The following is a 22,231-nucleotide window of genomic DNA, read 5'->3' as shown; positions in this document are numbered from 1 at the left end:
TTTTGGTTATGACAAAGCCGACAATTTTTCACTTTCCTTTTACAAGTTGCGCTTCCTACACTTCCTGCTCTGTAGCCGAAAAATAATAAAGGATGCCTGGATGAAAAATGACTGGCCCGCCCGCGAACTGGTGCATCGTGATTACCGTGATCACCCACCGGCCCTCGCGCCCTTGTATAAAACAAGCCTGTTGCGATCCCCGCGCAATGCGCTGATTTCGTTGCAAAACTCATTGTCAGAAATTACCGCACCGGTGTTTACCCGCCAGGAGCTTGGGCCACGAGACAGTGACCTGATCCTCAATTACGCGAAAGAGGGTTTGCCCATCGGCGAACGCATTATCGTGCATGGCTACGTGCGTGATGCGTTTGGTCAGCCAGTAAAAAATGCCCTGGTTGAGGTGTGGCAGGCCAATGCCGGAGGACGCTATCGTCATAAAAAAGATCAGTATCTTGCGCCTATCGATCCTAACTTTGGCGGTTGCGGTCGTATGCTGACAGACGACAACGGTTACTACTGTTTTCGCACCATCAAGCCCGGCCCTTATCCCTGGCGCAATCAGGTCAGCGACTGGCGGCCGGCGCATATTCATTTTTCCCTGTCTGGCGAAGCCTTTGCCCAGCGACTGATTACCCAGATGTATTTTGAGGGCGACCCGCTGGTAGGCCGCTGTCCGATTGTTCAGTCGGTAGGCAGCGAGGACGCCGTGCGAACGCTGATTGCAGAACTGGATACGCATTCCGCTGTGCCGCTGGATTGCCTGGCCTATCGCTTTGACCTGGTCCTGCGCGGTCATCGTGCGACCTGGTTCGAAAACCGGACCCAGGGAGCCGCATCATGAAACGCTATCTTGCCGAAACGGCGTCGCAAACCGCCGGCCCTTATGTGCACATTGGCCTGGCGCCCCATGCGGCAGGCTTTGATATTTTTGAAAATAACTTTAGTGAGGTGCTGACCCAGCCGGAAACGCGCGGCGAGCGCATTGTGGTTGAAGGCTGCGTTTACGACGGTTCCGGCACGCCGGTTCGCGATGTGCTGATTGAAGTGTGGCAGGCCAATGCCGAGGGACGCTATCAGCACCCCGCTGACCAGCAGCACGATAAACCGCTGGACCCGGCGTTTCGTGGCTGGGGGCGGACCTGCTCGGATTTTGACAGCGGTATCTGGCGTATCAACACCATTAAACCCGGCAGCGTGACCGGGCGCGATGGCCGCCCCATGGCCCCGCACCTGAACCTGTGGATTGTGGCTCGGGGCATTAACATCGGTCTGAATACCCGGCTCTACTTCGCCGATGAACAGGCGGCAAATGCCAACGATCCGGTGCTGAATTTAATTGAATGGGAAACACGACGCAGCACCTTACTGGCGCAGCGTGAACAGCGCGGCGATGAGACGATCTACCGCTTCGATATCTGGCTGCAGGGTGAAAAAGAAACCGTGTTCTTTGACATCTGATTCTTAACTTCCTTGCAACATTGTTCTTGCCGCTTCGGCGGCAAATTCATAACATGAGCCATGGATAGGTTTTCCCGGTTTAGTCAGCGCGTGCGCCTGCGTCATCTTCACGCTTTTGTTGCCACCGCGCAGCAGGGGACGCTGGGTCGTGCCGCCCTCCATCTTGGCATTACCCAGCCCGCCCTGTCCAAAACCCTTAACGAACTCGAATTCCTTACCGGTGAGCAACTGTTGCTGCGAAGCCGCCAGGGAACCGAGCTTACCGCCAGCGGCGCGCGTTTCCTGCACGACGCCATTCGTATTCTGGATGCCCTGAATATTGCTGACCAGGTCATGCGACCCGGCTGCGCGCCTCAGCCCGCGCCGCTGCACCTTGGCGCGCTGCCTACCGCCATAATCAGCGTCGTTGCGCCAGTGTTAGCCAGCCTGCAGCAGCACTATCCCGGCTGGCGCATCCAGGTCAGCACGCTGGCGAACGATGCCCTGCTGATGGGGATAAAATCGGGACAGATGGCGCTGGGGATTGGCCGCATGGCCGAACCCGTGTTGATGGAGGGGCTGAATTTCGAGCTGCTGTATCTGGAAACCCTGCGCCTGGTGGTGGCCCCGCATCATCCACTGTTGCACGCCGGCGTGACGCTGGCCGAAGCTCTCAGCTGGCCGCTGATCCTGTCTCCTCGCGGGACGGTGCCGCGCCAGAACGCCGAATCACTGATGACCAGCCATGGCCTGACCTTACCGGATGGCGCAGTGGAAACCCTGTCCACCACGCTGGCCCGTCGTCTGACGCTGGGGCACGGTTACGTCTGGCTGGTGCCCTACGGCGCGGTGCGCGACGACCTGACCAGCAACCAGCTACGCACCTTGCCGCTTCCCAGCCAGGGCATGGCTGAAGCGGTCGGCATCCTGACCCGTCAGCAGCAAACGCCGCCACCTGAGCAGCTGCAACTGGTAGCGGCCTTGCGGCAACGGGTGCTGGACGTGCCTGTCTGACATCGCCGTTTACCGCGCGCTATCCTGCTCATCGAATACCGTCTGCGCCAGATGGAATGCAGCGTTGGAGGCCGGCAGGCCGCAATAGAGGGCAGCATGCATCAGCAGCTCTTTGATTTCATCCCGGCTGACGCCGTTATTGAACGCGGCCCGCAGGTGCATCTTCAGCTCTGCTTCCCGGTTGAGCGCAATCAGCATGCCGATGGTGATCAGGCTGCGCGTGTGGCGAGTCAGGCCAGGACGGGTCCAGATCTCGCCCCAGGCATAGCGGCTGATAAAGTTCTGGAACTCGTCATTCAGCGGCGACAGGTTTTCCAACGTACGGTCCACATGGGCTTCGCCAAGCACGGCCCTCCGCACCCTCATGCCCTGCTGATAGCGTTGATCCTGCGTCAGCTGAGCGTCAATAAAAGGCTGCAGCGCACGGTTAAACGCCAGCCACACCTCCACGCTGGACAGATGCGAGGCGGGCAGCACGACACGCTGCGCGCCCGGAATCTGTGCAACCATCGCATCCGCATCGGCCACCGTGGTGACCTTGTCGTCCCGTCCGGCAATCACCAGCACAGGTAGCGAAATCGCCGCCAGTTCATGGCGCAAATCGGCTGTCGCCAGGGCTTCACAGCAGTCGGCATAGCTTTCGGCATCGCAGGCGCTGAGCTGCGATAGCAGGCTTTGTACCGTCGCGGGCGCGCGTTCACAGAATGCCGGCGTAAACCAGCGCGCAGCCGCGCTCTCCGTGATAGCGGTCATGCCGTGCTGACGGACAACTGCCGCCCGCTGCTGCCAGGCCGCTGGCTCGCCGATCTTTGCCGCACTGTTGGCGACCGTTAATGTCATCAGGCGTTGAGGATGAAAACGCGCCAGCCAGAGTCCGGTCAGCCCGCCCATTGAGATGCCGCAAAAGTGCACCCTGTCGATGCCCAGCGTATCCAGCAGCGACAGAACCTTGCTCCCCAGTTGTTCCAGCGAACGGGTTTGTCCGTCCGGTGCCGAGGCACCGTGGCCGGGAACGTCGTAACGCAGGATGCGATACTGGTTGATCAGCGCATCGCGCTGCGGCTGCCACATCTCTGATGTGGTGCCTAAGGAGTTGCTGAACAGAATAACCGGGGCATCGTCTGGCCCCTCAAGTACGTAATGCAGCGTCATGATTCCCTCGCAGCCGCTAAAACCTGGTGAATAAAGCGCGATGCGCTGCCCGTAGCGGTGGCCGGATCGAGCAGCGTCTCCAGTGCAGGCCGGCTCAGGTGCGAGACAACGGTGTCATCTGCACACAGAATGGTCAGCAAACTCTGCTGCGTCTCCAGCGCCCGGCGGCAGCACTGCTCAATATGATGGTGTGCCTGTTGTCGTCCCAGCGACTCTCCCAGCGCCAGCGTGACCGCTTCGGCCATAATTAATCCCTGCGTCAGACCGAGATTGCGTTGCATGGCTTCTTCATGCACTTCAAGGCCGTCGATCAGTTCCGTGCTGTGCACCAGCGCCGCGCCACTGAGTTCTGTCAGCTGCGGCAGGCTCTGCCACTCTGCCTGCCAGCCGCCCAGCGCACGCTCGTGCTCCTGAACCTGGCCAGCATACAGGCCCGACATCAGGCCCGGGACCCGGTTGGCGGCGCTGAGAATCGCGGCACAGAGCACCGGATTACGTTTGTGCGGCATGGTAGAAGAGCCGCCGCGCCCCGGTGCCCGGGGTTCACTGATTTCACCGACTTCGCTCTGTATCAGGAGCGACATGTCCCGGGCCAGTTTACCCAGCGTACCGGTAAGACCGGCATACCAGCCAGCCAGCTCGGTGATCCTGTCGCGTTGGGCGTGCCAGGGCGTGGCGCTACGCGGCAGATCCAACGCCTCGGACAGTGCCTGCTCTACGCGCTCGCCCTTTTCCCCCAGCGACGCCAGCGTGCCTGCCGCTCCGCCGAACTGAAGCGCCAGCACCCGGGGCCGCATGGCCACCAGCCGCGCGCGGAAGCGCACCAGCGCATCCAGCGTGCCCGCCAGCTTCAGGCCCAACGTCACCGGTAAAGCGTGCTGCAGCCAGGTCCGGCCGACCATCAGCGTCGTGCTGTGCCGCTCGCACTGAAGAACCAGTGCGGCAATCAGCCGGTCCAGCAGCACCGCCGTGTCGTTAAGCGCGGCGCGCAGTTGCAGCATCAGGCCACTGTCGATCGCATCCTGACTGGTTGCGCCCCAGTGCACATAGCGCGCGGCGTCGGGCGACGTCGCCGCCACCACGGCCGTGAGCTGTTTCACCAGCGGAATCGCCAGGTTGCCAGCCAGCCCCGCAGCCTGCGTCAGCGCCGCCCGATCGATCGCCTGCGCCCGGCAACAGGACTGAATACAGCGGGCGGATGCGTGATCGATCACCCCGGCTACTGCCAGCGCCTGTGCCAGCCCGGCTTCAAAATCCAGCATTCCCTGGAGCAGGGCCGTATCGCTGAAGCTGTCGCTAAGCGGAGAAGCCATAAACATGGCGCGGTAAAGAGACATTGGTTATACCCGTTCCAGAATGAGTGCGATTCCCTGCCCAACGCCTACACACATGGTGCAGAGCGCGTACCGGCCGCCGGTGCGCCGCAGCTGGTAAGCTGCCGTCATGGCCAGCCTGCCGCCTGATGCGCCCAGCGGATGCCCCAGCGCAATCGCGCCACCGTTGGGATTCACATGGGCCGCATCGTCGGCTAACCCCAGTTCGCGCGTCACCGCCAGCGCCTGAGCAGCGAAAGCTTCATTTAATTCGATCACGTCCATTTGTGCCAGCGTCAGGCCACTCTGGGCCAGCACTTTACGCACGGCAGGCACCGGGCCATAGCCCATAATGCGCGGCTCGATGCCACAGGCCGCCATCGCCACCACCCGCACCAGCGGTGTCAGTCCATGTTCTGCCGCCGCGCGCTCGCTTGCCAGCAGCAAGGCGCAGGCGCCGTCGTTAATGCCCGACGCGTTACCCGCCGTCACGCTGCCTTCCGGGCTGACCACGCCTTTCAGGCCTGCCAGCGCCGCCAGCGAGGTGCTGCGCGGATGCTCGTCACAGGTGACGTTCAGGGCGTCGCCTTTGCGCTGCGGGATGCTCACCGCCATCAGTTCGTCACTGAACAGCCCCATTTCCTGCGCCCGGGCGGTACGTAATTGACTACGCAGGGCGAAGGCATCCTGATCGGCGCGGCTGACAGCGAACTCGCGCGCAACGTTTTCTGCGGTTTCCGGCATGGTATCGACCCCAAAGCGGGCGCGCATCTGCGGGTTAATGAAGCGCCATCCCATCGTCGTGTCTTCCATTTTCAGGGAACGGCTAAACGCGCTTTCTGCTTTGCCGGTCACAAAGGGCGCGCGCGACATACTTTCCACGCCGCCCGCAATCATCACGTTGGCCTCACCGCATTTGATCGCCCTGGCCGCCGTGCCGATGGCATCCAGCCCCGAGCCGCACAGGCGATTGAGCGTAGTGCCCGGCACGCTGGACGGCAGGCCAGCCAGTAACAGGGCCATACGCGCGACGTTACGGTTATCTTCTCCGGCCTGGTTGGCGCAACCGTAGATCACATCATCGATGGCCTGTGCCAGCGAAGAAGGCTGACGGGCTAACAGCGCGGCTAAGGGTAAGGCCGCCAGATCGTCAGCGCGCAGGCTGGCAAGCGCGCCCGCGTAACGGCCAAAAGGGGTACGTAGCGCATCACAGATAAATGCCTGTTGCATCAGTCTCTCCTCAGGCGGTCGCCAGTTCAGGTTGCAATAAGCGCACCGGTGTTAACGCCTGCAGCGCGTCGAAACTCAGTCCGGGGCAGCACTCCACCACCAGCGGTCCCTGCGGGGTAATATCAATCACCGCCATATCGGTATAAAGACGACTGACGCAGCCCAGACCGGTGAGCGGATAGCTGCACTGATTCACCAGCTTGCACTCGCCTTTTTTGGTCAGGTAATCCATCATCACATAGACTTTGCGCGCGCCAATGGCGAGATCCATCGCCCCGCCCACGGCAGGAATCGCGTCCTGCGCGCCGGTACTCCAGTTAGCCAAATCGCCGTTAACCGACACCTGGTACGCCCCCATCACGCAGATATCCAGATGCCCGCCGCGCATCATGGCAAACGAGTCGCCGTGGTGGAAAAAACAGCCGCCAGGCAGCAGCGTCACCCGCTCTTTCCCGGCGTTGATCAGCTCCGGATCTTCCTCTCCCGCTGCGGGTGCCGGCCCCATGCCGAGCAGGCCATTCTCACTGTGCAGAAAGATCTCTTTGTCCGCAGGCAGATAGTTGGCAATGCGGGTGGGCAGGCCGATGCCCAGATTAACGTAAGCACCTTCAGGAATATCACGCGCCACGCGCTGGGCCAGTTGGTCTCGGGTGAGTTTTTGCATAGTCTGTTCCTCAGGCGGAAACGGTCAGGGTGACGGGATGCGCGACGGCCACCAGCCGCTGCACAAAAATGCCCGGTGTGACGACGTTTTCAGGATCGAGATGCCCAAGCGGCACCAGTTCTGCGACCTGGGCAATCGTGGTGGTGGCGGCCATGGCCATCACCGGCCCAAAGTTTCGTGCTGCTTTGCGGTAAACGAGGTTGCCCCAGCGGTCGCCCTGGTGCGCTTTTATCAGGGCAAAATCGGCCTTAAGCGGTTTTTCAAACACGTAATGGCGACCGTCGATCTCGCGCGTTTCCTTGCCCTCCGCCAGCGGCGTACCAAAGGCGGTCGGCGTAAAAATCCCGCCTAAGCCGCTCCCGGCTGCCTGCATTCTGGCTGCAAGGTTGCCTTGCGGCACCAGCTCAAGGGCGATTTCCCCACGGCGATAGCGTTCGTCGAACACCCATGAATCGACCTGACGTGGAAAGGAACAAATCATCTTATCGACGCAGCCCGCTTTCAGCAGCGCGGCCAGGCCGCTTTCGCCGTTACCGGCGTTATTGCTGATCACCGTCAACCCACGGACGCCACTGTCGATCAGCGCATCAATCAGTTCCAGGGGCTGGCCTGCGGGCCCGAACCCGCCAATCATGATGCTGGCCCCGTCCGGTATCACCGCAACGGCCTCTGCCAGCGTTGCCACACTTTTATCGATCATCTGCTGTTCCTTTAGCCCGGCTCAGGCCGGTTTGTGTTGAATAGTCAAAAAGTAGATCGCTCTGTGACAGCAAACAATACCGATAATCGAAATAGTGTGCGATTATCGGTCAACGACAGACTGAAACGGGGCATTGTGATCGCGCACACAGGCGTGCACGGCTCCAGCCACTCACGGGAGAACATCATGACGGATGAACAACAACCACTGCGCGCTAACAGCGATCCCTGGAAAGGCGATCCCAACTTTATGGCCTCACTGGCGCGGGGACTGGAGGTGCTACAGGCGTTTACGCCACAGCGGCGTCTGATGTCCGTGTCGCAAATCAGCCAGCGTACCGGCATTCCCCGTGCGGCCGTGCGGCGCTGTCTCTATACATTGAGCAAGCTGGGGTTTGTGTATGCGGAGGATGGCAAAAACTTTGAACTGCGTCCGCGTGTGCTCTCTCTGGGTCACAACTGGTTAGGGGCTACGCCGCTGGCGAGCGCCTCACAGCCGGTTTTGCGCCAGCTCAGCCAGACGCTGAACGAATCCTGTTCGATGGCGGTACTGGACGGGGATGACATTCTCTATATCGCCCGTGCGTCAGCATCGCGCATCATGACGATCGACCTGCATATCGGCAGCCGCTTACCGGCCAGCACCACCTCCATGGGAAGAGTGCTGTTAAGTGGGCTTGCCAGCGAACCGCTAAATGATTATCTGGCGCGTTTAACCCAACTGCGTTACACCAGCCACACGCTGGTCAGCAGTAGCGCGCTGCGCGAGGAGCTGGCGCGCGTCAGGCAGCAGGGTTACGCCATCAACGATCAGGAACTGGAAATCGGACTACGATCGCTGGCCGTGCCGCTCAGCGCGCCGGATGGCCGGATCGTGGCCGCCCTGAATGTGGGCGTGCATGCCGGACAGGTTTCCGCCGATATGCTGCGCCAGCACCATTTACCACTGTTGCAGGAGGCAGCCCGCGAAATCTCGCTATTGCTGCGGCAATAATCTGTTTAGCCGCTCAACGCCGTTGCCGAATTCGTGGTAACGTGAAGTCTGAGTTGCAAGCGGCAAAGTAGAGAGCTATGACCACGAAAAAAATTGATACCACACTCGTCAGTGCTGGACGCAACAAGCGTTATACCCAGGGTTCGGTGAACGCGGTGATTCAGCGCGCCTCTTCGCTGGTTTTTGATACCGTAGCTGAGAAAAAACGTGCCACCGCCGGGCGTGCGAAGGGCGAGCTGTTTTATGGTCGTCGCGGCACCCTGACACATTTCGCCTTGCAGGATGCCATGACGGAGCTGGAAGGCGGCGCGGGCTGTGTTCTCTACCCTTGCGGCGCGGCAGCCGTCTCCAATGCCATCCTCGCGTTCGTTGAAGCGGGCGACCACATTTTAATGAGTGGGGCGGTTTACGAACCGACTCAGGACTTCTGCACGAAAATACTGAGCAAACTCCAGGTATCCACCACCTGGTTTGATCACTGTATCGGTGGTGACATCGCCGCACTGATTCAACCGAATACCCGCGTGGTTTTCCTGGAATCCCCCGCCTCCATCACGATGGAAGTGCAGGACGTTCCCGCTATCGTCGCGGCGGTGCGCGCTAAAGCGCCCGACGCCATCATTATGATCGATAACACCTGGGCGGCTGGGGTGCTGTTCAGCCCGCTGGCCCTTGGCGTGGATATTTCTATTCAGGCCGGCACGAAATACTTGATTGGTCACAGTGACGCCATGATTGGCACCGCTGTTGCCAACGCCCGCTGCTGGGATCAACTGCGCGAAAACAGCTACCTGATGGGTCAGATGGTGGACGCCGATACGGCTTACATGGCAAGTCGTGGCCTGCGTACACTCGGCGTGCGCCTGCGCCAGCACGAAGAGAGCGCGTTACAGGTGGCAGAATGGCTTGCTGCGCGACCTGAAGTGGCGCGTGTTAACCATCCGGCACTGCCTTCCTGCCGGGGACATGAATTCTGGCAGCGTGACTTTAACGGCAGCAGCGGTTTATTTTCATTTGTTCTGCAGCAAAAACTCAGCCGTGAACAGCTGGCGAATTACCTCGACCATTTTCATCATTTCAGCATGGCCTATTCATGGGGCGGTTATGAGTCGCTGATTTTAGCCAATCAGCCTGAGGAGCTGGCGGCCATTCGCCCGGCCGGTGGCGTGGACGTCGAGGGCACGCTGATACGGCTCCATATCGGCCTGGAACATGTGGATGATTTACGGGTCGATCTTGAGACAGGCTTTGATCGCCTGACGCGCTAAAATAGTAAACATGATATAAACCAGGCGCCGACCGTCGTGATATAACACCCGGTCATGGCTGGTTAGCTGTTAACATTCAGTTTATAAAAAAAGTGTTCAGCCAGCAGAAGAACCGCAGCATTTTACCCTTCCACCGCACGCTGTTGCGGTGGTGGAAGTAAGAGGTCAGGCAGGTCTGAACAGAACGAGTAAGTCTTATTGTGACGTAATGGGATAGCTAATGGGTGTTTTACACGAGATTGTGCACGCGCTTTGGCATCAAGACTTCGCCGCGCTGGCCAATCCAGATGTGGTTTGGATCGTCTACAGCGTCATGTTTATGACGCTGTTTCTGGAAAATGGTTTGTTGCCTGCCTCTTTTTTGCCCGGTGACAGCCTGCTACTGCTGGCAGGTGCCATGGTCGCCAAAGGGGTGATGGATTTTTTCCCGACGCTGTTGATTCTGACGACTGCCGCCAGTCTGGGCTGCTGGCTGAGTTATCTGCAAGGACGCTGGCTAGGCAACACGAAACTGGTCAAGAGCTGGCTGATGCAGCTCCCGGCGCAATATCATCAACGCGCATGGAATATGTTTAACCGCCATGGCCTGATGGCGCTGTTGGTTGGCCGCTTTCTGGCTTTTATTCGCACCCTGTTACCGACCATGGCAGGTATATCCGGGCTGTCCAATGGCCGTTTCCAGTTATTTAACTGGCTGAGCGGCCTGCTGTGGGTCGGCATCGTAGTGACCATGGGTTACGGTATCAGCCAGGTGCCCTTTATTAAACGTCACGAAGATCAGGTGATGGCGATTCTGATGATATTGCCGATGGTGCTACTGGTGGTAGGACTGGTCGGCAGCATCATCGTTATCTGGAAAAAGCGTCGTCAAAAACACGCCTGAGCATGGGCTGCGTCAGCCGGCGGGTTCGGCTACCGTCTGACGCACCCGATTCACTTCTTCTCCCGGCGTCACGCCAAAATAGCGCTTAAACTCCCGTGAAAACTGCGAGGGGCTTTCATAGCCGACGCGCACCGCCGCCACGCTGGCTTTCAGGCCATCATGCAACATCAGTAGCCGCGCCTGATGCAGGCGATAACGTTTAAGGTACTGCAACGGCGACGTCTGCGTCACCGCCTTAAAGTTATGATGAAACGCCGACACGCTCATATTCACCTCTGCCGCCAGCGCCTCCACGCTGAGATTGTCAGCGTAGTGATGCTCAATGCGCCGCACCGCCCGGGCAATCTGGCTGAACTGCGTTTGACGACTGACCAGCGACAGCAGCGCCCCGCCGATCGGCCCGGTCAGCACGTAATAAATAATTTCCCGCACAATGTCCGGTCCCAGCACGCGGGCATCCCGTGGTTGTGTCATCACATCCAGCAGGCGCTCTGCGGCGCATAACATCGGCTCGGTTAGCCAGCCAGCGTGAATACCGGAGGTAAGCGGCTGTGGCTGAAACCCTTCGTCGTCACCAATCGCCATCAGCAGGTCCTGCAAACTGGCGGTATCCACGTTCAGACACATCCCGGCTAAGGGCTGTTCGGGTGACGCCCAGGTTTCGCACTCGACAGGCAGCGGTACGGTCAGCATCAAATACTTTGTGGCATCGTACTGAAAAACCGTACTGCCGAGATAGCCGGTTTTACTTCCCTGAAACAGGATAACGATGCCGGGCTGATACATGATCGGCGTACGCGGGCGATACTGACCGGCATAGATCAGCGAGACGTTTTCTACCGGGCACAGCTGTTCGCGCCCGTGGGTCATCAACGTGACCACCTGTTGAGCCAGACGTTGGCACAGTGCGTCGTGGGGCATAATCACTCCAGAAAATAAAATAGCAGTTTGCCGCGCACCTGGTTAATTCGCCAGCAAAATGGAGAATCAGGCAAGAAGTTGACAGGATCAGGCAGGGTTATCCTGTGCGGTTCACAAGCAGCCTGCAAATTGTTAGCTAGACTTAAGCACAGCGAAGATTCACTGGTTTACTGCAAATGTAAGGAGCATGTCATGGCAGACCAACCTATTATCAAACTGCACGATGGTAACATGATGCCGCAACTGGGACTTGGCGTGTGGCAAGCCAGCGTCGAAGATGCGCGTCACGCCGTGCTGAAAGCGCTGGAGGTCGGCTATCGTTCCATTGATACCGCTGCCGCGTACAAAAACGAAGAGGCGATTGGTCAGGCGTTACAGGAAACTGACGTCGCGCGTGACGATATCTTTGTCACGACCAAGCTGTGGAATAACGACCAGCAAAATGTCCAGCAGGCGCTGGAAACCAGCCTGGAAAAGCTCAAGCTGGACCAGGTCGATCTGTATCTGATGCACTGGCCGTGCCCGGAAAACGATCACTATGTTGAAGCCTGGAAGAACATGATCGCGCTCCAGCAGCAGGGCCTGGTTAAAAGCATTGGCGTGTGTAACTTTAATCAGCCGCATCTGAAGCGACTGCTGGAAGAAACGGGCGTGACGCCGGTGATTAACCAGATTGAGCTGCATCCGATGCTGCAACAGCGCACCCTGCATGCATGGAACGCCATGCATCAGATTCAGACAGAATCCTGGAGCCCCCTGGCTCAGGGTGGCGAAGGTGTATTCGATCAGGACATCATCAAATCGCTGGCGAAGAAATACGGTAAAACCCCGGCGCAAATCGTTATCCGCTGGCACCTGGACAGTGGTCTGGTCGTGATTCCAAAATCGGTAACGCCTGCGCGCATTGAAGAGAACTTCAAGGTGTTTGATTTCCGCCTGGATAAGACAGAAATGAGCGAGATTGCCAGGCTGGACAGCGGCAATCGTCTGGGGCCAGACCCGGACACGTTCAACGGCTAACGCAACCGCCTTGTCTGCATCTTGCCCCATCAAGCCTCTCTGCCCCAGAGAGGCTTTTTTATCTCTGGTGCGCGATGCCCAATGCATGACGTTTCATCGGGCGTACCGGTCCGTTTGCGCCAGGCGACTGCGCGCGGTCATGGCGACGCCGCAGGAGAACGCGGCAAGCCGCTTTCCCCTCACATCAACCTTAAGACAGCGTGGGTTGCGTCAGTAACTGGCCTGCCGTGCCGCGATCCGCCAGTTCCAGGGTCTGACTGTGGTAGACAAAAGGAAAATGCTCTGACGAACTTTGCGTAAAGCTCACCAGCAGCTCGACGTCGCCGTCCACCCAGACGGTATCTTTCCAACCGCGATCTTCGCCCATCGGCTGGGCACCGTTCACGCTCTTAATCAGGAACATCACGCCCTGAATATGGAAGGATTGCGGACGATCGGCACGAATAATCCAGCGCTCGAACGTGCCCTGCTGGGCGGTGGAGTCGATGCGGTTCATATCCCATACGGCACCGTTGATGCCCGGCATACTGTCGCCAATGCGGAACTCCCGCGTACGCACCGACGCACCGTCCAGAATCTGATCGGCCAGTAAACGCATCGGCAGGTTATCGGTGACCAGCGGCAGCAGGCCGGTAGGCCGTAACGTCAGCACCAGCGTTGAGGTCAGAATCGTGGAGGGTTCAAAGAAACCCCGCAGGCGATCCATAATGCCCGCCGCCGTGCCTGCCGTGATGGAGACTTCATCCCCTTGCGACATATCCACTAAGACTTCGCGCCGCTCGCCCGGTGCCAGGGTTAAGCGCTGTACCGCAACCGGTGACGGCAAGAAGCCCTGATCGCTGGCGATCACCGTAAAGGGGCGGTTATCACTGATGCTCAGTTCATAACGTCGCGCATTGGAGGCGTTCAGCAACCGCAGACGTACCCAACCGCGCGAGACCTCAACAAAGGGATTGCGCACACCGTTGACCAGCAACGTGTCGCCCAGGAAACCGCCCTCGCCCGGCGGGTCATAAACCGGCGTGGCAAAGTTATCCAGCCGTTTGTCCTGAATGATCAGGGGGAAATCGTCCACGCCATAGTGTTTCGGCAGCGGTAACTGCTTGCTGATGTCGTCTTCAATCAGCCACATGCCCGCCAGGCCGTTATACACGTGCGGGGCCATACGATTTGGCGTATTGGCATGATACCAGCAGGTGGCGGCATTCTGGCGAATCGGTAGCACCGGTGCCCAGTCAACGCCGGCTGACATCATACGCGGCGCACCGCCCATCAGTGCACCGGGCACCTGCAGGCCGCTGACCGTCATGGAAACCGGTTCGTTAAGGCGATTGCTGTAGATCAGTTTGACATCATCACCGCTGTACACGCGCACCGTCGGGCCCAGATACATGCCGTTAATGCCCCAGACCGGGACTTTATTGTTATCACCGTTAAACGACCAGTGGCTGCGCTGCAGGGTTAAAAACAGCGGCTGACCACGGCGCGATTCCAGTAGCGGAGGAACAGGAAGCGGCGTGTCACCACGCGCAGACGCGGCACGCGCCGCATGAGGCATAACCGTGGCACTGAGCGCCACACCGGCAGAAAGCTGGATAAACTGACGTCTGCTGAAAGACATTGAATTTCAGACCTTTTACGCGTGGCGCTGAAACGCCAACTCTGTTTTTATTGCTGTGCTGCGTACACGGCGAGCGAAACCCGCCGTGGGGCATCCATGCAGAATAGTCCGACAAAGGACTTATCGGTTAGATTTTACCGTTTTTTTCACGTTCTTCGACTTCGGCGTTCAGCTCTTCCAGCTTTGCCGCCATTAATTCACGACAGTGCGTCGCCAGTTTACGGACTGAAGTGGCCTCAAATTGTTTGACGTCCACCGGCGGCAGCATCTCCACAATCACCAGTCCGTTTTTCAGGCGGTTGAGGTTAATTTTGCCGTGAGTATTCGAGACCACAATCGGAATGACCGGCACGCCCGCCGCAACGGCGGCATGAAATGCCCCGGTTTTGAACGGTAATAACCCGCGACCGCGGCTGCGCGTGCCCTCTGGAAACATCCAGAATGAAATGCGCTTTTTATTAAACTGATCTACCAGCTCACCAATCGTACCGTGTGCTTTGGCGCGGTTGTCACGATCGATCAGCAGGTTACCGGCCAGCCAGTAAAGCTGCCCAAAAAAGGGTATCCATAACAGGCTTTTTTTACCCACGGTGACCGTCGTGGGCTGCACAATCTTGGCTGCCGTCACCATATCGTAGTTGTTCTGATGGTTAGCGATGTAAATCGCGTTGCCATAGTTTTCCGCGCCTTCGGGGCGGCGAAGCTCTACTTTAAGGCCAAACAGGGTCGATAATTTGCCAAACAGGTGACCAAAGGTCGCGACGTGGCGCGGGTTACGTGGCGAGAACAGACACCAGATGCACCCGAAAATACTTAACAGGGTTGAATAAATCACGACGATAATAGTACGTAATATCAGTAACATAGTTTCCTCAATGTGACACGACTGGCCATCAGCCAGCCGGGTGAATTACGCGTCGCTGTCCGCGCTGTCAGGACGTGCCGGTGCATCCAGTTCGACCCGATCAATTTTCTGCAGGCCACGCGGCAGCAACGTGCCACGACGGCCGCGATCGGCACGGAACTTCTGCAACTCTTCACTGCGTAACAGCAGCTTGCGTTTGCCAACGTGCAGCGTAATCGCACTGCCCGGTGGCAGTATCATCAGCCAGGCCAGTTTATCGACTCCCGCTGCGGCATCCGCCGACGGAATGGAGATAATCTTGTTGCCTTTGCCCTTCGACATTTGCGGCAGCTCGCCTACCGGGAACATTAACATCCTGCCGGCCTGCGTAATGGCCAGCAACATGTCGTCTTCGTGATGCACGGCCATTGGCGTCATCACGCGCGCATTCTCAGGCAAGGTCAGCAGCGCTTTGCCCGCACGGTTGCGCGAAATCAGATCGTTGAAGGTACAGATAAAACCATATCCGGCATCAGAAGCCATGAGCAAACGCTGCTCTTCTGGCTCCATCAGCACCTGTTCAACGACAGCACCCGGCGGTGGCGTCAGCTTACCGGTTAGCGGCTCGCCCTGACCCCGTGCCGACGGCAGCGAGGTGGGATCGAGCGTATAGCTGCGTCCGGTTGAATCGATAAAGGCGACGGGTTGATTACTCTTACCGCGCGCCGCCGCCAGATAGCTGTCGCCGGCTTTGTAGCTCAGCCCTGCCGGATCGATATCATGTCCTTTAGCACTGCGCACCCAGCCCATTTGTGACAGGACAATGGTGACAGGCTCGGAGGGAACCAGCTCAGTTTCGCTGAGTGCTTTGGCTTCTTCGCGCTCACGCAATGGTGAACGGCGATCGTCACCAAAACTGTTGCTGTCGGCCTGCAGTTCTTTTTTCAGCAGCGTATTCATTTTGCGTTCGGACGCCAGAATCGACTGCAGCTGATCGCGCTCTTTTTCCAGTTCGCTCTGCTCGCCGCGAATCTTCATCTCTTCCAGCTTCGCTAAATGGCGCAGCTTGAGCTCAAGGATCGCTTCGGCCTGGGTTTCACTGATCTCAAAGCGCGACATCAGTACCGGTTTCGGCTCATCCTCAGTACGGATGATGTGAATCACTTCGTCGATATTGAGGAAGGCCACCAGCAAACCGTCAAGAATATGCAGGCGACGCAGCACGCGATCTAACCGGTAGTTCAGACGGCGACGCACGGTGTCGCGGCGGAACACCAACCATTCCGACAGGATCTCCAGCAGGTTTTTCACCGCCGGACGGTTATCCAGCCCGATCATGTTGAGGTTAATACGGTAGCTTTTTTCCAGGTCAGTGGTGGCGAACAGGTGGTTCATGACCTGATCCAGATCGACGCGATTGGATCGCGGTACGATCACCAGCCGGGTGGGGTTTTCGTGATCGGATTCGTCACGCAGATCCTCTACCATCGGCAGCTTTTTGTTGCGCATCTGGTTGGCAATCTGCTCCAGCACGCGGGCACCCGACACCTGATGCGGCAGCGCAGTGATCACCACCTCACCCTCTTCTTTCTTCCACACCGCACGCTGGCGAACCGAGCCGCGTCCGTTTTGGTAGATTTTACGGATCTCTTCACGCGGCGTAATGATCTCGGCTTCGGTCGGGAAATCCGGCCCCTGCACGATCTCCAGCAGCGCATCCAGGCTGGTTTTGGGATCGTCAATGAGGGCAATAGCGGCCTGGGCGACTTCACGCAAATTGTGCGGCGGAATATCGGTTGCCATGCCCACGGCGATGCCGGTGGTGCCGTTCAGCAGAATATTCGGCAGCCGCGCGGGCAGCATCTTCGGCTCCTGCATGGTGCCATCAAAGTTTGGCACCCAGTCAGCCGTGCCCTGACCCAGCTCGCCCAGCAGCACTTCGGCATATTTAGACAGGCGTGATTCGGTGTAACGCATGGCGGCAAAGGATTTGGGATCGTCCGGTGCCCCCCAGTTCCCCTGACCATCGACCAGCGGATAGCGGTAGGAAAACGGCTGCGCCATCAGCACCATGGCTTCATAGCAGGCGCTGTCGCCATGAGGATGGTATTTACCCAGCACGTCACCCACGGTACGGGCGGATTTTTTAAATTTGGCTGTGGCGTTCAGTCCCAGCTCTGACATCGCAAAGACAATGCGGCGCTGCACGGGCTTTAAACCGTCGCCAATGTAAGGCAGCGCGCGGTCCATGATGACGTACATGGAGTAATTTAAGTACGCATTCTCAGTAAACGTATGCAGGGCAAGACGCTCTGCACCATCCTGCGTCAATTCGCTCATTAAGTCCTCATCCTCACATCGTGACCCGCAACGGCGGATCACCCGGCGGTTGTTTGGCGAGGATAGTACCTTATTCGCGGGTGTTAGTCACAGTCCTGACGCAGTCAGCTCAGGGTTTTTTCCCTGTTTATTGCATGCCAAAAACGACGCTCCGGACAAAATGCTCAGCATCTTATTTCTAATAGTTTGTGACCGCGCTCGCAATTAATTACTGGCGAACGTCGCGCGTATTAATCCTGTCCTGCTTCCGGGACAACATTTAGTATTGTTGATTCGCCTTTCTCGCCCTACATTCCCTTTCATCGACATCAGGTTATTTTATTTTTATGCCAGGTTGGATTAAACGAATTGCCACTTAAGCACCGCTAACGAAATAATAGACAGGTGACTGAATGCAGAATCTGACTTCACGACAACATCGCTTACTGAAATTACTGCTACAGGCCGGCACGCCGCTGGCTTTAACGCAATTAGCCCAGCAGTTGAGAGTGTCGGAAAAAAGTATTTATCGCGATTTACAGCGCCTGGAAATCTGGCTGAGTGACTGGCAGGTGCCGTTGATCAAGCTGCCCGGACGCAGTGTGATGCTGCAAACCGACGACAGAGAGCAACGCCTGCTTTTACAGCAGCACCTCGCCAGTGAAGAAAACTGGTCTGAGGGGCTAAGCAACAATGCACGCCGGGTGAAAATTCTGTCGCAGCTGCTGAGGGATGCCCCGCGAGAAACCTCAATCAGTAAATTATCTGAACGTTATTTCATCAGCCATGCCTCTATCGTCAACGATTTAAAGGTGATTGAAGAGTGGCTGCAGCCGCTGGAACTCCAGGTCGTGCGCAGTCAGAGCGGTACCCATGTGGAAGGCAGCGAACAGGCATTGCGCCAGGCAATGGTATCGCTGATTAACGATGTTATGCAGCATAACGTTGGCAGTAATACGCCGTTGCCGCGGCTGGACCCGGGCAGTTACCAGGCGCTGATTCACTATTTTGGCGAAGAAGATGTGGCCTTTGTGCAGACCTTACTGCAGCACATGGAGCAGCAGCTTGGCTATCCCCTGAGCGATGCCTACTACATCAATCTGTCGACCCACATCCTGATCATGATCCACCGCATGTCGCAGGGTAAGGCCTTATCCCTGCCGCTGGCGCTGAGCGCTCAGGAAATGGACAACCGTATCCTGAAGATTGCTCGCCAAATGGTGGTACAGATTGAACAACGTTTAGGACAGTCAGTACCGGCTGATGAGATCGGATTTATTTATCAGTACATTATTTCTTCCGGCATTGTTGTTGAGGAACGCGGTAGCGATATGCTGCCGCAATATCACTTTTCGAATAAAGAATCGCGCAATATAACGCTTGAATTAATTCACTGCTTCTCAGATCTCATTCAACAGGATCTCACCACCGATCCTTTATTATTTGAAGGTTTACTTTTTCATATTAAGCCATTACTTAATCGGCTTAAATATCATATTCGTATTCGCAATCCGTTACTGGAGGATATTAAAACCGAGCTGAGTGAAATTTTTACGCTGACGCAGCGGGCCATGCAGATTACCGCGACACGTTTTCATTATGCGTCCATCGCTGACGATGAAGTGGGTTATTTGTGTGTTCATTTTCAGGCTGCGCTGGAACGGCAAATCGCCCACAAACGTATTCTGCTGGTGTGTTCCAGCGGCGTGGGCACTTCGCATCTCCTTAAGAGCCGTATTCTGCGCGCGTTCCCGGACTGGATTATTGCGGGCGTCATTTCTGCCAGTAACCTGGGCGATTTTTGCCAGCAAGAGCCGGTGGACCTGGTGATTTCTACCATTCATCTTGATATCGCGACGTTTCCAACCGTGTATGTGACCGCGTTTTTCAATGACGACGACATTCGTCGTGTGACTGACGCCATGATTGGCAGCCAACTGCCGCAGGCCGTTAACAGCGTCCTGGCTGAACATTAACTGAATGAGGTCTGACAGATGGATATTTCTCGCATTCTTACGCCGCGCCGCGTCAATCTCAACCTGCAAGCCAGCAGTAAAGAGGAGGCGATTGTTGAACTGACCGATTTGCTGTTCAGTGACGACGCCATCAGCGATAAAGCGGCTTTTATCAAGGACGTCTGGCTACGTGAAGCGGAAGGATCGACAGGGTTTGAAAACCATATTGCCATTCCGCACGGTAAATCGTCAGCCGTTAAACAAACCACATTAGCCATTGGGCGTAGCCAACAGGATATTCCGTGGGAAACGCTGGATGGCAGTAAGGTGCGCTGCATTATCCTGTTTGCCGTGCGTCTTGAAGATCAAAATACTCCCCATATTCGCCTGCTGTCCCAGGTGGCCAGTGCGCTGGCCGATGATGAGGTGATAGCGCAGTTGCTGGTGGAAAATGACCCCAGCGAAATCATTCGGCTGTTCAGTCAGTACGCCGAAACCGACCTCTGTTAATCCTACACGTCCGAGGTAGACCATGAACATCGTCTGTGTTGCCGCCTGTACGGCGGGCATCGCGCATACCTACATTGCGCGCGAAAAACTGATCAAGGGTGCACATGCCCTTGGTCACACCATCCACGTGGAAACGCAGGGCACCATTGGTACCGAAAATGCCCTGGATGCCGACACCATCGCCGCCGCCGATGTGGTCATTCTGGCGGTAGACGTGAAGATCAACGGTGAAGAACGCTTTCGCGGCAAACCGATCGTCAGGGTGAAAACCGAAGTGGTGATCAAGTCGCCGATCAAGTTTCTGGAAAAAGTGGCGGATTCACTGGCGCGCGCCTGAGGAGATCCACAATGAACGATAACAAAAGACAGTATGGGCAGGAGATCAAAGGCCATCTGTTGACCGGGATCTCCTGGATGATCCCGCTGATTGTCGCCGCCGGGATCTGTATCGCCCTGGGCCAGGTGATCGGCGGACCGGACGTTGGCAAACATCCCGGCACGATAGCCTGGATGCTGAACCAGATGGGCGGCTGGGGCATGGGATTGATCGTGCCGTTGATCAGCGCCGCCATCGCCTATTCGATTGCCGACAGGCCTGGCTTTGCACCCGGTTTAATCGTGGGCTTTATCTGCGGTCAGATCGGCACCGGCTTTATCGGCGGCATCCTGGGTGGCTTCCTGGTGGGTTATACGGTGATTCTGCTGCGGCGCACTATCCGGTTGCCACAGTCGATGCAGGGGCTAATGCCCATCATGGTGTTGCCCGTGCTGAGCACCATTATCGCCGGACTTCTGATGATGACCTTTATCGGCCAACCCATCGTCTGGCTACAGAAGGCGTTGATTGCGCTGCTGGAATCCATGCAAGGCGGTTCTAAATTCGTCATGGGGGCGATTCTTGGGGCGATGGCGACCTTCGACTTCGGCGGCCCGGTGAATAAAACCATGTCGCTGTTTGCGGATGGCATGCTGGTCGACGGCATTTATGGACCGGAAGCGGTCAAATTTGTCGGCTCGATGATCCCCCCCTTTGGTATCACCCTTTCCTGGTTATTAACCCGCCATAAGTACACCCGCGCGGAAAAAGAAGCACTGAAGGCGGCCTTTCCGATGGGGATCTGCATGATCACCGAAGGTGTGATCCCGATAGCTGCCCGCGATCTGTTTCGTGTCGTCGGCAGCTGTGTGGTGGCGTCCGCCGTCGCCGGTGGGCTGATTATGGTCTGGGGCGTCGAAGCGCCTGTGCCTCATGGCGGTATGTTCGTGGTTCCCCTCTTTACCAAACCCTGGCTGTTCTGTCTGGCGCTCGGTATCGGCAGCACGATCTGTGGCGTGATGTTATCGCTGCTGAAAAAGCCGGTCACCGAAGCCGACGAGGAGTTTGACGACGTGGAAGACCACAGCGTTCGCGATGACGACATTAAATTCACACTGGAATAAGGAGTGCGTATGTACGCGGCAATGAATGACCTGATAGCGCAGGCCGCCCGTCACCAATACGCGGTACTGGCCATCAACTGTTTTAACCTGGAAAGCGCCCGTGCGGCCGTGCAGGCGGCGGAAGAGCAACGTGCACCCCTGATCCTGAATGTTTATCAGGGACACAGTCGTCATTTTCCGCCCACTGTTGCCGTGCCGCTGGTTCAGGCGCTGGCGGCGGATGCCAGTGTGCCGGTCGCCCTGGCGCTCGACCATGGGACAGACTTTGCGCTGATTGGGCAGGCCTTTCGCGCGGGGTTTACCGGACTGATGATCGATGCCTCTTCCGAGCCATTGGCAGAAAATATTCGCCAGACGGCAAAGGTGGTCGAGATGGCCCACACCGCTGGCGTTTGTGTGGAAGGCGAACTGGGGCATATCGCCGATGCCCCAACTTATGCGCTGGCGGACGCCGCGGTAAAAATGACACAGGTGGCGGATGTGCTGCCCTTTCTGGAACAAACGGGCATCGATCTGTTAGCGGTGTCGGTTGGCACCGCGCACGGGCTCTATCCCGCTGGCGTCAAACCGCAAATCGACTTTCAGCGTCTGGCAGAACTGCATGCCGTCTCGCCGGTCCCCCTTGCGCTTCACGGCGGCAGCGGCACGCCTGCGGAGGCGATTCGTCGCGTCAGTCAGCACGGCGTCGCCAAGATTAACGTCGGTGCAGCCGTTTTTGATGCCGGCAAGCAGGCGATCCAACAGGCGCTTAAACAGCATCCTTCTGCTGAACTGCCTGACCTGATGGCGCTGATGGCGTCCGCCTGTCGCGAAGTCGTGCATGACTATCTGAGCGACTCCGGCTCCGCGAATCAGATCTGATTTTTTTCTGCTGTAACCCGGTGCGCGTCGCTGAACGTCAGCGCAGGGCATCCCTTTGTCGTAAAACAAGCTGAGGAAGATTTAAC

General features: G+C 57.5%; 21 protein-coding genes and 1 pseudogene. 12 read left to right on the top strand and 10 right to left on the bottom strand.

Annotated features, from left to right (window positions below; all coding sequences use genetic code 11):
* Window positions 1–100 precede the first annotated feature (100 nt).
* The 3 genes from pcaH to QNH99_RS03950 are packed head-to-tail and all read left to right on the top strand — an operon-like array spanning window position 101 to window position 2,451.
* On the top strand, window positions 101–841 hold the full coding sequence (gene pcaH, locus QNH99_RS03960; RefSeq protein ID WP_063880935.1) for a protocatechuate 3,4-dioxygenase subunit beta: 741 nt from the start codon (window positions 101–103) through the stop codon (window positions 839–841).
* On the top strand, window positions 838–1,458 hold the full coding sequence (gene pcaG, locus QNH99_RS03955) for a protocatechuate 3,4-dioxygenase subunit alpha (RefSeq protein WP_410517315.1): 621 nt from the start codon (window positions 838–840) through the stop codon (window positions 1,456–1,458). The genes pcaH and pcaG overlap by 4 nt, the downstream gene beginning before the upstream one ends.
* Before the next feature lie 60 nt (window positions 1,459–1,518).
* Window positions 1,519–2,451 carry a LysR substrate-binding domain-containing protein gene (locus tag QNH99_RS03950; protein ID WP_283355132.1) on the top strand — a complete coding sequence of 311 codons (933 nt, stop codon included), beginning with the start codon at window positions 1,519–1,521 and terminating at the stop codon, window positions 2,449–2,451.
* 9 nt (window positions 2,452–2,460) lie between these two features.
* Here QNH99_RS03950 and pcaC read toward each other — a convergent pair whose 3' ends face one another.
* The 6 genes and pseudogenes from pcaC to QNH99_RS03920 form a co-directional block, all read right to left on the bottom strand.
* On the bottom strand, window positions 2,461–2,847 hold the full coding sequence (gene pcaC, locus QNH99_RS03945; protein ID WP_241568456.1) for a 4-carboxymuconolactone decarboxylase: 387 nt from the start codon (window positions 2,845–2,847) through the stop codon (window positions 2,461–2,463).
* Window positions 2,848–3,603: pseudogene (gene pcaD, locus QNH99_RS03940) on the bottom strand (3-oxoadipate enol-lactonase); the annotation flags it as partial.
* Window positions 3,600–4,940, bottom strand: coding sequence for a 3-carboxy-cis,cis-muconate cycloisomerase (locus QNH99_RS03935; protein WP_256853211.1), 1,341 nt, complete (start codon window positions 4,938–4,940; stop codon window positions 3,600–3,602). The gene QNH99_RS03935 and the pseudogene pcaD, both read right to left, overlap by 4 nt.
* Window positions 4,941–4,943: 3 nt before the next feature.
* Window positions 4,944–6,146, bottom strand: a complete 1,203-nt coding sequence (gene pcaF / locus QNH99_RS03930) for a 3-oxoadipyl-CoA thiolase (protein ID WP_096011865.1) — start codon at window positions 6,144–6,146, stop codon at window positions 4,944–4,946.
* Between the two features lie 10 nt (window positions 6,147–6,156).
* On the bottom strand, window positions 6,157–6,810 hold the full coding sequence (locus QNH99_RS03925) for a 3-oxoacid CoA-transferase subunit B (protein ID WP_172897932.1): 654 nt from the start codon (window positions 6,808–6,810) through the stop codon (window positions 6,157–6,159).
* Window positions 6,811–6,820: 10 nt separating this feature from the next.
* On the bottom strand, window positions 6,821–7,510 hold the full coding sequence (locus tag QNH99_RS03920; RefSeq protein WP_109716913.1) for a 3-oxoacid CoA-transferase subunit A: 690 nt from the start codon (window positions 7,508–7,510) through the stop codon (window positions 6,821–6,823).
* Between the two features lie 186 nt (window positions 7,511–7,696).
* Between QNH99_RS03920 and QNH99_RS03915 the strand changes: the two genes are divergently transcribed.
* The 3 genes from QNH99_RS03915 to QNH99_RS03905 all read left to right on the top strand — a co-directional run bounded on the left by QNH99_RS03915 (window position 7,697) and on the right by QNH99_RS03905 (window position 10,654).
* Entirely contained in the window at window positions 7,697–8,503 is an 807-nt protein-coding gene (locus QNH99_RS03915; protein WP_063880943.1) for an IclR family transcriptional regulator domain-containing protein, read from the top strand.
* A gap of 77 nt (window positions 8,504–8,580) precedes the next feature.
* A complete protein-coding gene (metC, locus tag QNH99_RS03910; RefSeq protein ID WP_410517314.1) occupies window positions 8,581–9,771 on the top strand; it encodes a cystathionine beta-lyase in 1,191 nt (396 codons plus the stop codon).
* Window positions 9,772–9,991: 220 nt separating this feature from the next.
* Entirely contained in the window at window positions 9,992–10,654 is a 663-nt protein-coding gene (locus QNH99_RS03905) for a DedA family protein (protein WP_063880945.1), read from the top strand.
* Window positions 10,655–10,666: 12 nt separating this feature from the next.
* Here QNH99_RS03905 and QNH99_RS03900 read toward each other — a convergent pair whose 3' ends face one another.
* Window positions 10,667–11,575: an AraC family transcriptional regulator gene (locus QNH99_RS03900; RefSeq protein WP_410517313.1), complete on the bottom strand. Its 909-nt coding sequence runs from the start codon at window positions 11,573–11,575 to the stop codon at window positions 10,667–10,669.
* A 192-nt stretch (window positions 11,576–11,767) separates the two neighbouring features.
* Here QNH99_RS03900 and dkgA point away from each other — a divergent pair, with 192 nt between their 5' ends.
* Window positions 11,768–12,595: a 2,5-didehydrogluconate reductase DkgA gene (dkgA, locus tag QNH99_RS03895; protein WP_145394977.1), complete on the top strand. Its 828-nt coding sequence runs from the start codon at window positions 11,768–11,770 to the stop codon at window positions 12,593–12,595.
* 190 nt (window positions 12,596–12,785) lie between these two features.
* On the opposite strand, the gene ftsP is transcribed toward dkgA, so the two are convergent.
* The 3 genes from ftsP to parC all read right to left on the bottom strand — a co-directional run bounded on the left by ftsP (window position 12,786) and on the right by parC (window position 17,400).
* On the bottom strand, window positions 12,786–14,216 hold the full coding sequence (gene ftsP / locus QNH99_RS03890) for a cell division protein FtsP (RefSeq protein WP_063880948.1): 1,431 nt from the start codon (window positions 14,214–14,216) through the stop codon (window positions 12,786–12,788).
* A gap of 127 nt (window positions 14,217–14,343) precedes the next feature.
* Window positions 14,344–15,081 (bottom strand): 1-acylglycerol-3-phosphate O-acyltransferase, encoded by a 738-nt coding sequence (locus QNH99_RS03885; protein ID WP_063880949.1) that lies wholly within the window; start codon window positions 15,079–15,081, stop codon window positions 14,344–14,346.
* Window positions 15,082–15,126: 45 nt separating this feature from the next.
* Window positions 15,127–17,400, bottom strand: coding sequence for a DNA topoisomerase IV subunit A (gene parC, locus QNH99_RS03880; protein ID WP_063880950.1), 2,274 nt, complete (start codon window positions 17,398–17,400; stop codon window positions 15,127–15,129).
* Window positions 17,401–17,792: 392 nt separating this feature from the next.
* Between parC and QNH99_RS03875 the strand changes: the two genes are divergently transcribed.
* The 5 genes from QNH99_RS03875 to QNH99_RS03855 are packed head-to-tail and all read left to right on the top strand — an operon-like array spanning window position 17,793 to window position 22,145.
* Window positions 17,793–19,355: a BglG family transcription antiterminator gene (locus tag QNH99_RS03875; protein ID WP_410517312.1), complete on the top strand. Its 1,563-nt coding sequence runs from the start codon at window positions 17,793–17,795 to the stop codon at window positions 19,353–19,355.
* Window positions 19,356–19,373: 18 nt separating this feature from the next.
* Window positions 19,374–19,844, top strand: coding sequence for a PTS sugar transporter subunit IIA (locus QNH99_RS03870; RefSeq protein WP_145394975.1), 471 nt, complete (start codon window positions 19,374–19,376; stop codon window positions 19,842–19,844).
* A 22-nt stretch (window positions 19,845–19,866) separates the two neighbouring features.
* Window positions 19,867–20,181, top strand: coding sequence for a PTS fructose transporter subunit IIB (locus QNH99_RS03865; RefSeq protein ID WP_096011875.1), 315 nt, complete (start codon window positions 19,867–19,869; stop codon window positions 20,179–20,181).
* An 11-nt stretch (window positions 20,182–20,192) separates the two neighbouring features.
* A complete protein-coding gene (locus QNH99_RS03860) occupies window positions 20,193–21,284 on the top strand; it encodes a PTS fructose transporter subunit IIC (protein WP_063880954.1) in 1,092 nt (363 codons plus the stop codon).
* 9 nt (window positions 21,285–21,293) lie between these two features.
* On the top strand, window positions 21,294–22,145 hold the full coding sequence (locus tag QNH99_RS03855) for a class II fructose-bisphosphate aldolase (RefSeq protein ID WP_109716908.1): 852 nt from the start codon (window positions 21,294–21,296) through the stop codon (window positions 22,143–22,145).
* Window positions 22,146–22,231: the final 86 nt, after the last annotated feature.

The organism is Pantoea allii (assembly GCF_046529425.1).
GTDB classification, from domain to species: Bacteria; Pseudomonadota; Gammaproteobacteria; order Enterobacterales; family Enterobacteriaceae; genus Pantoea; species Pantoea allii.
Note: the sequence above shows the minus strand (reverse complement) of the source record. Positions and strands in the feature narration are given on the sequence as shown.

What these genes read in the sequence shown, in the direction of transcription:
- QNH99_RS03885 (WP_063880949.1), bottom strand. Translation starts at nt 15,081, where the DNA reads ATGTTACTGATATTACGTACTATTATCGTCGTGATTTATTCAACCCTG.
- QNH99_RS03925 (WP_172897932.1), bottom strand. Translation starts at nt 6,810, where the DNA reads ATGCAAAAACTCACCCGAGACCAACTGGCCCAGCGCGTGGCGCGTGAT.
- pcaF (WP_096011865.1), bottom strand. Translation starts at nt 6,146, where the DNA reads ATGCAACAGGCATTTATCTGTGATGCGCTACGTACCCCTTTTGGCCGT.
- parC (WP_063880950.1), bottom strand. Translation starts at nt 17,400, where the DNA reads ATGAGCGAATTGACGCAGGATGGTGCAGAGCGTCTTGCCCTGCATACG.
- QNH99_RS03905 (WP_063880945.1), top strand. Translation starts at nt 9,992, where the DNA reads ATGGGTGTTTTACACGAGATTGTGCACGCGCTTTGGCATCAAGACTTC.
- QNH99_RS03855 (WP_109716908.1), top strand. Translation starts at nt 21,294, where the DNA reads ATGTACGCGGCAATGAATGACCTGATAGCGCAGGCCGCCCGTCACCAA.
- QNH99_RS03875 (WP_410517312.1), top strand. Translation starts at nt 17,793, where the DNA reads ATGCAGAATCTGACTTCACGACAACATCGCTTACTGAAATTACTGCTA.
- dkgA (WP_145394977.1), top strand. Translation starts at nt 11,768, where the DNA reads ATGGCAGACCAACCTATTATCAAACTGCACGATGGTAACATGATGCCG.
- QNH99_RS03920 (WP_109716913.1), bottom strand. Translation starts at nt 7,510, where the DNA reads ATGATCGATAAAAGTGTGGCAACGCTGGCAGAGGCCGTTGCGGTGATA.
- QNH99_RS03915 (WP_063880943.1), top strand. Translation starts at nt 7,697, where the DNA reads ATGACGGATGAACAACAACCACTGCGCGCTAACAGCGATCCCTGGAAA.
- QNH99_RS03900 (WP_410517313.1), bottom strand. Translation starts at nt 11,575, where the DNA reads ATGCCCCACGACGCACTGTGCCAACGTCTGGCTCAACAGGTGGTCACG.
- QNH99_RS03870 (WP_145394975.1), top strand. Translation starts at nt 19,374, where the DNA reads ATGGATATTTCTCGCATTCTTACGCCGCGCCGCGTCAATCTCAACCTG.
- pcaG (WP_410517315.1), top strand. Translation starts at nt 838, where the DNA reads ATGAAACGCTATCTTGCCGAAACGGCGTCGCAAACCGCCGGCCCTTAT.
- ftsP (WP_063880948.1), bottom strand. Translation starts at nt 14,216, where the DNA reads ATGTCTTTCAGCAGACGTCAGTTTATCCAGCTTTCTGCCGGTGTGGCG.
- QNH99_RS03950 (WP_283355132.1), top strand. Translation starts at nt 1,519, where the DNA reads ATGGATAGGTTTTCCCGGTTTAGTCAGCGCGTGCGCCTGCGTCATCTT.
- QNH99_RS03935 (WP_256853211.1), bottom strand. Translation starts at nt 4,940, where the DNA reads ATGTCTCTTTACCGCGCCATGTTTATGGCTTCTCCGCTTAGCGACAGC.
- QNH99_RS03865 (WP_096011875.1), top strand. Translation starts at nt 19,867, where the DNA reads ATGAACATCGTCTGTGTTGCCGCCTGTACGGCGGGCATCGCGCATACC.
- pcaH (WP_063880935.1), top strand. Translation starts at nt 101, where the DNA reads ATGAAAAATGACTGGCCCGCCCGCGAACTGGTGCATCGTGATTACCGT.
- metC (WP_410517314.1), top strand. Translation starts at nt 8,581, where the DNA reads ATGACCACGAAAAAAATTGATACCACACTCGTCAGTGCTGGACGCAAC.
- QNH99_RS03860 (WP_063880954.1), top strand. Translation starts at nt 20,193, where the DNA reads ATGAACGATAACAAAAGACAGTATGGGCAGGAGATCAAAGGCCATCTG.